This is a genomic window from Sphingobium sp. (genome assembly GCF_041987595.1).
Lineage (GTDB): Bacteria > Pseudomonadota > Alphaproteobacteria > Sphingomonadales > Sphingomonadaceae > Sphingobium.
Map to the genome: position 1 here is coordinate 1 of NZ_JBHIWJ010000111.1, position 12,626 is coordinate 12,626.

The following is a 12,626-nucleotide window of genomic DNA, read 5'->3' on the forward strand; positions in this document are numbered from 1 at the left end:
AGCTGGCGTTTACCGCCTTCTCTGGCTCTCATCAGGATGCCATCAAAAAAGGGTTTCACGCCCGGGAACAGTCAGCCTCACCGCGCTGGGAGATGCCCTATCTTCCCGTTGATCCGAACGATATCGGTTGTAGCTATGAGGCGGTGATCCGCGTGAACAGCCAGTCCGGCAAGGGCGGCGTCGCATGGGTCCTGCAACAGGACAAGGGGCTGAAGCTGCCCAAGCGGATGCAGGCCGATTTCTCCAAGGTCGTGCAGGCGCTGGCCGACCAGAGCAGCCGCGAACTCAACGCCGCCGACATCTGGGACGCCTTCGAAAACCATTACCGCCTGACGGGCGAGCAGCCCTACAGGCTGATCGATTATAATGAGAGCGGCCATGCAGGCGACCGCATCTTCACCGGCAAGATCGCGCACAAGGGCGGCGAGCGCTCCATTTCCGGGCGCGGCAACGGCCTGATCTCCTCCATTCTGGCCGCGCTGCGCGACGAACTGGGCGTCGATCTGGAAATCGCCGACTATAGCGAACATGCAATCGGTGCGGGCACGGACGTTGCCGCCGCCGCCTATGTCGAATGCCGCACGCCCGATGGCCGGACGATCTTCGGCATCGGCACCGATACCGACGTCGCAACCGCTTCGGTTCAGGCGGTGCTGTCGGCCGCGAACAGCGTCGCAGCGCTGCGCTGATCGGGACCTAAGAAAACTTTCCGTTCGCTTCGAGCGAAGTCGAGAAGCCTGAGCGCCCTGCCGGCGTGCTCGACTTCGCTCGATAGGAACGAAGGTTGTTTTACCCGGCCAGCGCCTTCACCACCCTTTCCCACTGATCCAGCGCCGCCGCGATGCCGCTGACCGGCACCCGCTCGTCCAGTCCATGGGCGAAGCCGTCCTCGCCGCGCTGGAACAGGCTCGAAACGCCATAGCAGGGCACGCCCAGAGCGCGGAAATACAGGCTGTCCGTCGCCCCCGCCGACATGGTGGGTATGATCGGAATGGCGGGATAGCGCGCCGCGACCGCCGCCGTAACCGCTTTCAGCACATCCAGCCGCAAGGGCGAAGCGTCGCTGCCAATCGGGCTGTCGCGCAGCGTGATCGACGCGCTGGGATCAGCGATCGCCCGCTCCAACTCGGCCTTGACCGTCTCGATCGCGACGCCGGGGAAGATGCGGCAATTCACGCTGAGCGTCGCGCTTTGCGGCAACGCGTTCAGCGCATGCCCCGCTTGCGCCATGGTGGCAACGCAGGTAGTCCGCACCTGCCCGATAAATTCGGGATATTCGGACAGAAGGTCCGCCGCTTTCCTGTCGCCACTTTTCGCATAGCTGCGCATGGCGGCACCGACTTCTCCGCCGATCCGGTCGGCGGAAAGAAGAAAGGACGCCCTGGTCAGTTCGTTGCGCATCGGCGCAAAGCGGTAGGCCGCAATCCGGTCGATCACTCGCGCCATGCGGTAGATCGGATTGCCCGACGTGGGCGCGCTGCTATGGCCGCCGGGATCGGTGAAGCCGATTGCGAAATCGGCATAGGTCTTCTCGCCCGCCTGTAACTGGTACAACACCGCCTTCCCGCCCTCATCCAGCAGACCACCCCCGCCGTCGCCGTTCAGCAACAGCTCGGCATCCTTATATTTCGCCGCCAGTGCCCGCGTCGTGGCCATGTGGGTTTCCTCGTCCCCCGACAGCAGCAGGATGACGCTCCGCCCTGGCCGCCAGTCGGCGCGCTTCAACCCGGCCATCGTCGCCACCATCATGGCGACATCATATTTATTGTCCTCCGCCCCCCGGCCGAAAATATAGCCATTCTCCTCGATCGGCGTGAACGGATCGCCCTGCCAGTCGGCCGGGTTCGCCGTCACCACATCCATATGGCCGATCATCAGCAGCGGCTTGAGCGTCGGATCGCTGCCCCGGATCGTGGCGGCCAGCGTGGCGGTTTCGCCCATTGGCGTGATCTCGATGTCCCCCGCCGCAAAACCTGCCTGCCGCAAGATCGCGGCATAATAGGCCGCAAGTCCCGGAACCTGTCCGGCACCTTCCTCCGTCCGAAACGCAATGGACTTCATCAGCACGGCCTTGGCCAAGGCCGGGTCGCCCGCCGCCTGCGCAGGCTGGGACAGGAACAGGGCTGCCAGCACCGTCCACCACTTGTTCAAATCGCATCTCCATGCTGGATTTCGTGACATCATGTGGCATAGCGGATGGCAGCGGCCAATCCGTTTGGTCGCTAAACTGCGGAAAGAGGGCGTCCTTATCCGCGTTCACCCCGATAAAGAATTGCTTGTGCGCATCTGGCGGATCCACTCCCCATATCGCGCGCCGGTCGCCCAAAGGAATGGAACCCATGGCCCTTCATTATCGCAGCTTCGGATTTCAGGTGCTGGCCGGCATGGCGGTCGGCCTGCTGCTGGGTCTGCTGGCGCGATCGATCGGGTCGGGGCCGGGCGGCGATCTCAACTGGCTGGCGACCGCGCTCAAGACGACGGGATCGATTTTCGTATCGTTGCTCAAGGCCGTCGTGCCGCCTTTGGTGTTCACCGCGATCGTCGCGTCCATCGCCAATCTGCGCGCGCTGGACAATGCGGCGCGACTGGCGGGACAGACACTTCTCTGGTTCGCATTCACCGCGCTGATCGCGGTGGTCATCGGCCTTGCCATCGGCCTGATCGTTCAGCCGGGCGTGGGACTGCATGGGCAGGCGCTGGCGGTTACGAAGCCGGACAGTTTCGGCGGCTGGCTCGATTTCCTGAAAGGCCTGGTCCCCGGAAACAGCTTCGCCCTGTCCGCCAGCACCAAGATCGCGGAAACGGGCGCCGCCACGACCCTTTCCTTCAATATCCTCCAGCTTCTGGTCATTTCCATCGCCATAGGCCTCGCAACGCTGAAAGTCGGGGACAAGGCCGAGCCCTTTCTCGCCTTCGTCCGCTCCCTCCTCGCCATAGTGCGCGCCATATTGGGCTGGATCATCCGCCTGACGCCGATCGGCTCTGCCGCGCTGATCGGCAGCGCGATCGCGAGCTATGGCTGGAGCGCGCTCGCCCAGCTCGGCACTTTTGCCGGAGCGGTCTATCTCGGCCTCGGACTGGTGCTGCTGCTGGTCTATCCGCTGCTGCTGTTGGCCAATGGCCTGAAGCCCCTCCCCTTCTTCGCCAAGGCCTGGCCCGCAATCCAGCTGGGCTTCGTGTCGCGATCCTCGGTCGGCACCATGCCGGTTACCGAAACGGTGACGGAACGGCTGGGCGTCGAAAAAAGCTATGCCGCCTTCGCCATCCCGCTTGCCTCGACGACCAAGATGGATGGATGCGCCTCCATCTATCCGGCGCTGGCTGCGATCTTCATCGCCAATTTCTACGGCATCACGCTGCATGCCGCGGATTATGGCCTGATCATCTTCGTGTCCGTCGTCGGATCAGCGGCGACGGCAGGGCTGACCGGCGCGATCGTGATGCTGACGCTTACCCTCTCCACCCTTGGCCTGCCGCTGGAGGGCGCCGGGCTGCTGCTGGCCATCGACCCGATCCTCGACATGGGCCGCACCGCCGTCAATGTCGCGGGTCAGGTGCTGGTCGCCACCGTCGTCGCAAAGCGCGAAGGGATATTGGACGAAGCGGCCTTTTACGGCGAAGCGGAACTGGCGCCGGCCTGAACCACGCCCGATCTGAACAATGGTTGACCTGCGGCGCGGAGGGGACCATGGGTCGCCCCATGCATCAGGTTCACATCATTGGCGGCGGCCTCGCCGGGTCGGAAGCGGCATGGCAACTGGCTGAGGCCGGGATCAAGGTCCGCCTGTCGGAAATGCGCGGCAGCGGCGACATGAGTCCCGCGCACCAGACGGAGGGGCTGGCCGAACTGGTCTGTTCCAACAGCTTCCGCTCGGACGATGCGGACAAGAATGCGGTCGGCCTGCTGCATCAGGAAATGCGGCGGCTGGGTTCGCTGATCATGGCGCAGGCAGAACCCGCCAAGGTGCCGGCAGGATCGGCGCTGGCGGTGGACCGCCATATTTTTTCCGATGGCGTCACTCGCGCGCTGGCCGATCATCCCAATGTGGAGATTGTGCGCGAACGCATCGACGCGCTGCCCACAGAGGGCATGACCATCGTCGCCACCGGCCCGCTTACCGCTCCGGCGCTTGCCGCCAGCATCGGCCAGACGGCGGGGATCGACCATCTCGCCTTTTTCGACGCCATCGCGCCGGTGGTTCATTTCGACAGCATCGACATGGACAAATGCTGGATGGCCAATCGCTGGGACAAGATCGGCCCCGGCGGCGGCGAGGGCAAGGATTATATCAACTGCCCCATGAATCGGGAGCAGTATGAGGCCTTCGTGCAGGGCCTGCTCGACGGCGAAAAGGCCGATTTCAAGGATTGGGAAAAGGACACGCCCTATTTCGAGGGCTGCATGCCGATCGAGGTCATGGCCTCTCGCGGCCCGGAAACGCTGCGCCATGGGCCGATGAAGCCCATGGGTCTCGATGATCCGCGCACGGGCCGCTGGCCCTATGCTGTGGTGCAATTGCGCCAGGACAATGCGTCGGGCACGCTGTGGAACATGGTCGGATTCCAGACCAAGCTGAAACATGGCGCGCAGGTCGAGCTGTTCCGCACCATCCCCGGTCTTGAAAAAGCGGAATTTGCCCGGCTGGGCGGGCTGCATCGCAATACCTTCATCCAGAGTCCCAAGCTGCTCGACGCCACGCTGCGCCTGAAAAGCGCGCCGCATATCCGCTTCGCCGGGCAGGTAACGGGTTGCGAGGGCTATGTCGAAAGCGCGGCCATCGGCCTTCTCGCCGGGCGCTTCGCCGCGGCAGAGATTTTGGGCCAAACACTCGCGCCCCTGCCAGCCGAAACGGCGCTGGGCGCCCTGCTCGGCCATGTCACCGGCAACGTCGAAACGGCCGACTATCAGCCGATGAACGTCAATTTCGGCCTCTTCCCGCCGCTCAATGACGTCAAAAAGAAACAGCGCAAGGAGGCGATGACCTCGCGCGCCCGCTCGGCATTGGGACAGTGGCTGGGCGAGCTTCAGCCCGCCTGACGCTTCAGCATTTGCATCTGGGGGCTGCTGCGCGTTTGGGCGCAGTTGTGGCGAATTCGGCTGGGGTCAGCTTGCCGTCGCCATTGGCATCCGCCGTGGCAAAGCGGTCCGATGTGGTCACTGCCCACTCCTCGAAGGAGAGGAGATTGTCGTTGTTGCGGTCGAGCGCCTTGAACGCCTTGACCCTGCTCCCCATCATCTCGATCCGCGTGATGACGCCGTCGCGATTGCGGTCATAGCGGCCAAAGCGCTTCTGCTCGCGGCTTTGCGAGGACGCCTCGCCGGGCATGGGGGGCGCTTCGCCCACCGCATCCGGATCGCCTTCCGGCAAATTCTCGATCGCCGGGGGCGGCGGCGCGCCAATCAAAGGCTGCGGCACGGTTTCGTTGCTGGCGCGGCCCTGCCACCAGAACAGCCCGCCCGCCGCCAGAAACAGCGCCGCCACGGCCCCCGCGAAAATCCGCCCCACCTTGTCCCCCTAACGCCCCAAACATGCGAGCCGTATCAACCGCATATAGAGCGTCGGGGTCAATCCCGGCGGTGCGCGTCGCCCCCTTTTTATGTCATGATGGGCGAGCTGATAGGCGAGGCGCAAAGGACGCCAGGACTTTGTCCATTTGACCGATCCGGACAACAGATGTGAACGCGCCATGGCGATCGCCCTGTCCACGACCGCGACCTCTTCGACATGGCCTGACAGATCCCAAAGCGCCCAGACCATCGCGGCCTGTTCAAGCCAGCCGGGAATGTCGTCCCGCCCTGCCAATGCACGAAACAGACCCGCGCCCCGCCCCATCGCATAGGCCGAAAGATCCGTCTCCCCGATCAGGGCTTCCCAACCATCAAGCCATTGGGACAATCCGGCAGGCGGCGCAACATTCAGTTCACGCAATGCATCGATGACGGGTTCGCCCCGCCCCTTGACGCCGCTCTCATCCGTCAAAGCGTCGTTCCACCACGCCAGACGCATCTGACCGATCATGGGTTCGGTCGTTGTCGCAACCAGCCGGGCGAAGCGCTGGTCAAGCCGCCAGATCAGCCTGTGCCTAGAGGCCTCCCGCCCCGCATAAGCGCTCAGCAGGGAAGGCAGAGCGACCAGATCCTCATCTGATTCGGTCATGCGCCATATGTCGCTAGTCGCGCAGAACCTGCAATTATCGGCTTATTAACTAGGCTCAGCATAAAGATCCTAAGTTCCGCCGCAATATGGGCGGTTGGTTGCCCTGCCTGAATTGGGGGTGCGGGGCAAGACAAGGCAAGAGCGGACCATGGGCGACAGGATCAAACGCGCGCTGTTCATATTGATGCGCCTGTATCACAATCAGGCGGGCAATACGCTGGCGATGGTGGCGGCGGCAATGATCCCGCTGGTGGGGATGTCCGGCGCAGCGGTAGATTTCAGCCGCGCTTATCTTGTGAAGGCCCGAATGCAACAGGCTTGCGACGCAGGCGCACTAGCGGGACGGCGCTCGATGAGCGGGTCCGTGTTAACGGCTGCGGACCAGCAGGTGGCACTCGACTATTTCAACTTCAACTTTCCAAATCAGTTAATGGGATCGGCGGTCATGTCCACCACGGACGCCAATGCCGCCAATCGCGTTACCACGGCAATCGATAATGGTCAGTTGCGAATGGAAGCGACAACCACTGTGCCAACCACGCTGCTGAAGGTCGTAGGCATGAATGAAATCCGCGTAGGTGCGAAATGCTTGGCGGAGGAATATTATGTCAACACCGACCTCATGCTAGTTCTGGACACTACCGGGTCTATGAACTGCTATATGAGCGATGCCCTATCCTGCTCGCAGGATACCGAAAAAGCCACGAGCGGCACGAAAAAATCTAAGATGAGGGAAATGCGGGAGGCACTGAAGACCCTCTATTCCAACCTACGCCCCGCCCAGACAGCCCTTGAGGCCAAGAATCTCCGAATGAGAATAGGCTTTTTACAGTTTTCCAGCACCGTGAATGTCGGCAAATTGATCCGTGCAGAGAATACCGCTTATGTCCGTTCATCCTATCAATACCGGAATAGCAGTGGCGCGCTGAAGACGGCGACATCATGGTCAACGAACTGGTTCAACAACACTTGGGCAGGCTGCATCGAAGAACGAGGCACGACCACCGCTCTGACTGCAACCAGCACGACCATACCGTCTGATGCGTGGGACCTCGACATCGCCAAAATTCCCGACAGCGACACGACCCGGTGGGCACCTTACGATTTTTCCTCATCAGGCGAGCAGGATTACGGCTCAGCCTATTATATGACGGCCTGTCCCAAGCCCGCCGTTCATATGAAGGCGTGGGCGAGCCAGTCTGAATTCGACTCCCAAGTCGATACGATCGTCACGGGCGATGGCGCAACATATCACGACCTTGGCATTATCTGGGGTCTTCGGATGATCGCCAACAACGGCATATTCGGTGCCCGAAATCCAGACAAATTCAATAATGTGAAAGTCCGTCGCACCATCGTCTTCATGACCGACGGCGAAATGTCTCCGTTCAGGGACGCGTACAGTGCATATGGCGTGGCCCGGTATGCAGGTCGGACCGCCTCAACCGGGACTTCGGACGCAAATCTCGAACCGATTCACAAGCAGCGATTCAAGCTGATGTGTGCAAAGGCGAAATCTGATCCCTATTACGTCGATATCTGGGTCATCGCAGTCCTTTCGGGACAGACAATGGATTCGGATATCTCTTCCTGTGCGTCCAACAGCAGCCAAGCCATTTCCGTTAGCGATACTGCCAGTCTTAATAACGCTTTCAAGCGGATATCCGATAAGGTCGGCAATCTGAGGCTCGGCCAATGATCAGGTTCTTTCTCAAGCGGCTAGCCCGCAATCACGACGGGGCGACGGTGCTGGAGTTCGCCGTCGTCGCCGGGCCACTAATTTTCTTGATCCTCGGCGCCTTTGATCTTGCCTATCAGGCATATGCTACAGCCATGGTGCAGGGAACGGCAAACGCTGCAGCCAGAAAGGCAACACTGGAAAGCGCCACTGCAGCGGACATCGAGACATTTATCCGTGGAAGGCTCAGCAGCATTGCTAGCGGCAGTAATCTACAGATTACGCCATCCAACTTCCTTACATACAACAAGATTGGCAAACCTGAAAAGCTGACGACCGATGTCAATTCGAACGGCATTTACGATAAAAGTGGTCCTGATTGCTTCATAGACGACAATCGCAACAACAATTACGATACTGCGAGCCAAGGCGCTTCGGGCATCGGCACGGCAGAAGATGTGGTCCGCTATCAGATCAGCGCCACATACAACCGTCTTTCGCCGATTGCTGAGGCGATGGGTATGGGTAGCTCGGTGACTATTTCACGTACCACCTTCATGCGCAACGAACCGTATGCCGGTGTCGTCGACCCCCCCGTCAAATGCGGAGTATGACCATGCCCATGGTGCTGCGCAAATATATATCGCGCTCGTCTCGCTGCGGCCTTTGGGCCAGCCAGAGCGGACTCGCGCTAATCGAGTTCGCCTATGCGCTACCCTTCCTGATATTGCTGACGTTCGGGGGCACCGAACTTGCAAACATCGCGATAACGCATGCACGCGTCAGCGCCATTACGAGCATGACGGCCGATGGGGTCGCACGTGTCCGGGACCGGGTCGATGAAAATGACATCAACGATGCCATCATCGGCGCAAAATATGCCGCTGAATCTTTGGATATCACGGGGCGCGGCCGGATAATCATATCAACAGTCGAAGATAATGCAGCGACCACGACGCCTACCACCGATCAGGTTATCACATGGCAGCGCTGCAAAGGGGTGAAGAGCGTCGCGGCTGCACAGACGATCGGCACAGAGGGCCAAGTCTTGACCACGGGCATAGGACCGGCGGGGAGACAGATTTCGGCAACGCCCGGCAATCCAGTGATAGTTGTAGAAATATTTTACGATTACAAGCCGATCATGTCGAACATGTTCTTTGGCCCAATTTCCATACACTATATGTCGGCGTTCTCGGTGCGCGACCGCACTATTCAAACCCTTCAAAACGGCCAAAATCTGGCTGCGACTGCCAAGTCCACATGCAATTATTATACTGCATGACTCCGTCGCAGAGAAGATGATCGAGGGGGCGGTAGAATGCCACCCCCTCATTTTCTCATTTATAGCAGACTTTCTTCGCCGCCGCGACGACGCGGGGCGCGTCGATCAGGGCTGCCTTTTCGAGATTTGCCGCATAGGGCAGCGGCACATCCTCGTTGGTCACGCGCAGCACCGGGGCGTCGAGGTCGTCGAAGCCCTGTTCCATAACGACCGCGGCGATTTCCGAAGCGATCGAACAGACCGGCCAGCCCTCTTCCACCACGACGAGGCGGTTGGTCTTTTTGAGGCTCTCCAGCACCGTCGTCGTGTCGAGCGGGCGCAGCGTGCGCAGGTCGATGACTTCGGCATAGATACCCTCAGCAGCAAGCGCTTCGGCGGCTTCCAGAGCGACGCCCACGCCGATCGAATAGCTGACCAGCGTTACATCCTTGCCCTCGCGGACGACGCGCGCCTTGCCGATCGGAAGGACATAATCGTCGACCTTGGGCACGTCAAAGCTGCGGCCATAGACAAGCTCATTCTCAAGGAACACGACCGGATCTTCCGAACGGATCGCAGCCTTAAGCAAACCCTTGGCGTCGGCCGAGTCATAGGGCGCGATCACGATCAGGCCCGGAACTGCCGCATACCAAGGACCGTAATTCTGGCTATGCTGGGCGGCGACGCGGCTGGCCGCGCCGTTGGGACCGCGGAACACGATCGGGCAGCGCATCTGGCCGCCGGACATATAGTTGGTCTTGGCCGCCGAGTTGATGATGTGGTCGATCGCCTGCATGGCGAAGTTGAACGTCATGAACTCGATGACCGGCTTCAGACCCCCCATGGCCGCGCCCGCGCCGATGCCGGCAAAGCCATATTCGGTGATCGGCGTGTCGATGACGCGCTTGTCGCCAAATTCGTCCAGCAAGCCCTGGGTCACCTTGTAGGCGCCCTGATATTCGGCGACTTCCTCACCCATGACGAAGACGCGCTCGTCACGGCGCATTTCCTCGGCCATGGCGTCGCGCAGCGCTTCGCGCACGGTCGTCTTGACATATTCGGTGCCATCGGGAAGCGCCGGGTCCTTGACGGTGGCCTTCGGTTCGGCAGCAGGCTTGGCCGCGACGGGCGCGGGAGCGGCCTCGGTCTTGGGCGCTTCTGCCTTGGGCGCCGGAGCCGCCTCTCCGCCTTCGCCTGCCATCGTGGCGATCACGGTTCCGACCTTCACGCCTTCCGTGCCTTCAGCCACCATGATCTGACCGATCTTGCCTTCGTCGACGGCTTCGAATTCCATCGTCGCCTTGTCGGTCTCGATCTCGGCGAGAATGTCGCCCGAACGGACCTCATCGCCTTCCTTCACCAGCCATTTCGCCAGCGTGCCTTCCTCCATGGTCGGCGAAAGCGCCGGCATCTTGATTTCGATACCCATTAATATTGCTCCACCAGCACGTCGGTATAAAGTTCGTGCATTTCCGGTTCGGGAGAGGTTTCAGCGAAGTCCGCGGAATCGCTGACGATCTTGCGGATGTCCTGATCGATCTTCTTGAGTTCGTCTTCGCCAACACCGGCTTCGGCGAGGTATTTCTTGACGCCCTCGATCGGGTCGGACTTGTCGCGCATCGACTGCACTTCCTCGCGCGACCGGTATTTGGCCGGGTCGGACATGGAGTGGCCGCGATAGCGATAGGTCTTCATTTCGAGCAGGATCGGGCCGTTGCCGCCCTGAACCCACTTCAGCGCTTCCTCGGTCGCACCGCGCACGGCGAGGACGTCCATGCCGTTCACCTGAATGCCCGGAATGCGGAAGCTCTCGCCACGGCGATAGAGCTGGTCTTCCGCGGACGAACGGTTGACGCTGGTGCCCATGGCATACTGGTTGTTCTCGATCACGAAGATGATCGGCAGCTTCCACAGCTCGGCCATGTTGAACGATTCATAGACCTGGCCCTGATTGGCCGCGCCGTCGCCGAAATAGGCGACGCACACGCCGCCGTCATTGTTGTACTTGTGCGCAAAGCCCAGCCCCGCGCCGAGCGACACCTGCGCGCCGACGATGCCGTGGCCGCCGTAGAATTTATGCTCGACGCTGAACATGTGCATCGAACCGCCCTTGCCGCGCGAAATGCCCGCTTCACGGCCGGTCAGTTCCGCCATGATGACATTGGGATCGATGCCATAGGCCAGCATGTGGCCATGGTCGCGGTAACCGGTGATAACGCTGTCTTTGCCCGGCTTGAGCGCCGACTGGATGCCGACCGCGACCGCTTCCTGACCGATATAGAGGTGACAGAAGCCGCCGATCAGGCCGAGGCCGTAAAGCTGGCCCGCCTTTTCCTCGAAACGGCGGATAAGGACCATCTGCCGGTAGAATTCCAGCAGCTCTTCCTTGGTGGCCTTATAGTCTTTGGGGGTATCGGGGCGAGGCCGGTTATGGTCCGCGCCGGCAGGGCTTGCTGCCTTTGCGCGAGAAGGACGCGGCGTCGTTGGTTTCGCCAAGGCTCTTATCCTTTTGCGTGGGTGAGGATGGAAGGAAGGCCCGTATAGCTGCAGAACGCCTCAAATTGCAACGCACACATGGCGCCCGAAACGCAGCAAATACGCCCAAACGGGCGTTCCAGCGCTGGATTATCAGTTTAGCGGGACGATGACTTCGTCATGATGGATGACGCCCAGCTCCCGCCGGATCAATTCATCGCTCAGATCAGGATCGACGCGCCGGGGATTCAGCAAATCCACACGGTTCTTAAGTTCCTGCCGATGGGCCTGAACCTGCTTCAGTTCGCCCTGCGCATTGTGCAGCTGACGCTTATAGTCGCCCCAGGCCAGAATGCCGTTGGACCCGAGCACCACATAGCCGGCAAAGAAAAGGAGAAGAAGCACCGCAATTGCCGGACCAAAAGCCGAGAAAAGCAACATGCGGAGTTTCGCGATATGCGCCATGAACCAGTTGAATCATAGGGACGGGCGGACCGCAAGCGAAAATTAGCAGGCTTGCGGCCGACCGCCGAAATTTAACTTAGCGGAAGATGGAACGACCCGCGTAAACTGCGATATCGCCCAGCTCTTCTTCGATGCGGATCAATTGGTTATACTTGGCAAGCCGGTCCGAACGGGCGAGCGAGCCGGTCTTGATCTGACCACAATTGGTAGCGACGGCGAGGTCCGCAATGGTCGCATCTTCCGTTTCACCCGAGCGGTGCGACATGACGGCGGTGTAACGCGCGCGGTGGGCCATGTCGACGGCGGCCAGAGTCTCCGTCAGAGAACCGATCTGGTTCACCTTGACCAGCAGCGAGTTTGCGAGACCCTTGCCGATCCCCATTTCCAGACGCTTGGGGTTTGTCACGAACAGATCGTCGCCGACGAGCTGAACCTTGCCGCCGATCTTGTCGGTAAGCGCCTTCCAGCCCTCGAAATCGTCTTCGCTCATGCCATCCTCGATCGATTTGATCGGATAGTCGGCGCAAAGGGCGGCCAGATAATCGGCCATTTCGACCGGGCTGAGCGACAGGCCTTCGCCCGAAAT

13 protein-coding genes are annotated in these 12,626 nt (G+C 60.8%); 6 read left to right on the forward strand and 7 right to left on the reverse strand.

Features of this window, described 5'->3' with window-relative positions; translation table 11 throughout:
• On the forward strand, positions 1–689 hold a 689-nt coding region (locus ACFC3J_RS19345; protein WP_375197689.1), incomplete at its 5' end, for an alpha-isopropylmalate synthase regulatory domain-containing protein.
• Positions 690–789: 100 nt separating this feature from the next.
• Here ACFC3J_RS19345 and ACFC3J_RS19350 read toward each other — a convergent pair.
• The gene (locus ACFC3J_RS19350; protein WP_375197700.1) at positions 790–2,181 is read right to left on the reverse strand and encodes a M20/M25/M40 family metallo-hydrolase; all 1,392 of its coding nucleotides are present in this window, start codon (positions 2,179–2,181) and stop codon (positions 790–792) included.
• 158 nt (positions 2,182–2,339) lie between these two features.
• On the opposite strand from ACFC3J_RS19350, the gene ACFC3J_RS19355 reads away from it, so the two are divergent.
• Together ACFC3J_RS19355 and trmFO are read left to right on the forward strand one after the other, a co-directional pair.
• Entirely contained in the window at positions 2,340–3,641 is a 1,302-nt protein-coding gene (locus tag ACFC3J_RS19355; protein ID WP_375197690.1) for a dicarboxylate/amino acid:cation symporter, read from the forward strand.
• 59 nt (positions 3,642–3,700) lie between these two features.
• The gene (trmFO, locus tag ACFC3J_RS19360) at positions 3,701–5,038 is read left to right on the forward strand and encodes a methylenetetrahydrofolate--tRNA-(uracil(54)-C(5))-methyltransferase (FADH(2)-oxidizing) TrmFO (protein ID WP_375197701.1); all 1,338 of its coding nucleotides are present in this window, start codon (positions 3,701–3,703) and stop codon (positions 5,036–5,038) included.
• Between the two features lie 4 nt (positions 5,039–5,042).
• On the opposite strand, the gene ACFC3J_RS19365 is transcribed toward trmFO, so the two are convergent.
• A complete protein-coding gene (locus tag ACFC3J_RS19365) occupies positions 5,043–5,507 on the reverse strand; it encodes an EF-hand domain-containing protein (protein WP_375197691.1) in 465 nt (154 codons plus the stop codon).
• 9 nt (positions 5,508–5,516) lie between these two features.
• Positions 5,517–6,158 (reverse strand): hypothetical protein, encoded by a 642-nt coding sequence (locus tag ACFC3J_RS19370; protein WP_375197692.1) that lies wholly within the window; start codon positions 6,156–6,158, stop codon positions 5,517–5,519.
• A 148-nt stretch (positions 6,159–6,306) separates the two neighbouring features.
• Between ACFC3J_RS19370 and ACFC3J_RS19375 the strand changes: the two genes are divergently transcribed.
• The 3 genes from ACFC3J_RS19375 to ACFC3J_RS19385 are packed head-to-tail and all read left to right on the forward strand — an operon-like array spanning position 6,307 to position 9,121.
• Positions 6,307–7,857, forward strand: coding sequence for a TadE/TadG family type IV pilus assembly protein (locus ACFC3J_RS19375; RefSeq protein WP_375197693.1), 1,551 nt, complete (start codon positions 6,307–6,309; stop codon positions 7,855–7,857).
• Positions 7,854–8,450 carry a TadE/TadG family type IV pilus assembly protein gene (locus ACFC3J_RS19380; RefSeq protein WP_375197694.1) on the forward strand — a complete coding sequence of 199 codons (597 nt, stop codon included), beginning with the start codon at positions 7,854–7,856 and terminating at the stop codon, positions 8,448–8,450. Before ACFC3J_RS19375 ends, ACFC3J_RS19380 begins: the two co-directional genes overlap by 4 nt.
• A 2-nt stretch (positions 8,451–8,452) precedes the next feature.
• Positions 8,453–9,121, forward strand: a complete 669-nt coding sequence (locus ACFC3J_RS19385) for a TadE/TadG family type IV pilus assembly protein (protein ID WP_375197695.1) — start codon at positions 8,453–8,455, stop codon at positions 9,119–9,121.
• A gap of 55 nt (positions 9,122–9,176) precedes the next feature.
• On the opposite strand, the gene ACFC3J_RS19390 is transcribed toward ACFC3J_RS19385, so the two are convergent.
• From ACFC3J_RS19390 to ACFC3J_RS19405, 4 genes are all read right to left on the reverse strand, one after another.
• Positions 9,177–10,529: a pyruvate dehydrogenase complex E1 component subunit beta gene (locus tag ACFC3J_RS19390; protein WP_375197696.1), complete on the reverse strand. Its 1,353-nt coding sequence runs from the start codon at positions 10,527–10,529 to the stop codon at positions 9,177–9,179.
• Positions 10,529–11,596 (reverse strand): pyruvate dehydrogenase (acetyl-transferring) E1 component subunit alpha, encoded by a 1,068-nt coding sequence (gene pdhA, locus ACFC3J_RS19395; protein WP_375197697.1) that lies wholly within the window; start codon positions 11,594–11,596, stop codon positions 10,529–10,531. Before pdhA ends, ACFC3J_RS19390 begins: the two co-directional genes overlap by 1 nt.
• Before the next feature lie 132 nt (positions 11,597–11,728).
• Entirely contained in the window at positions 11,729–12,040 is a 312-nt protein-coding gene (locus ACFC3J_RS19400; protein ID WP_375197698.1) for a septum formation initiator family protein, read from the reverse strand.
• 76 nt (positions 12,041–12,116) lie between these two features.
• Positions 12,117–12,626 (reverse strand): enolase C-terminal domain-like protein (locus ACFC3J_RS19405; protein WP_375197699.1); only part of this gene is annotated, 510 nt, incomplete at its 5' end.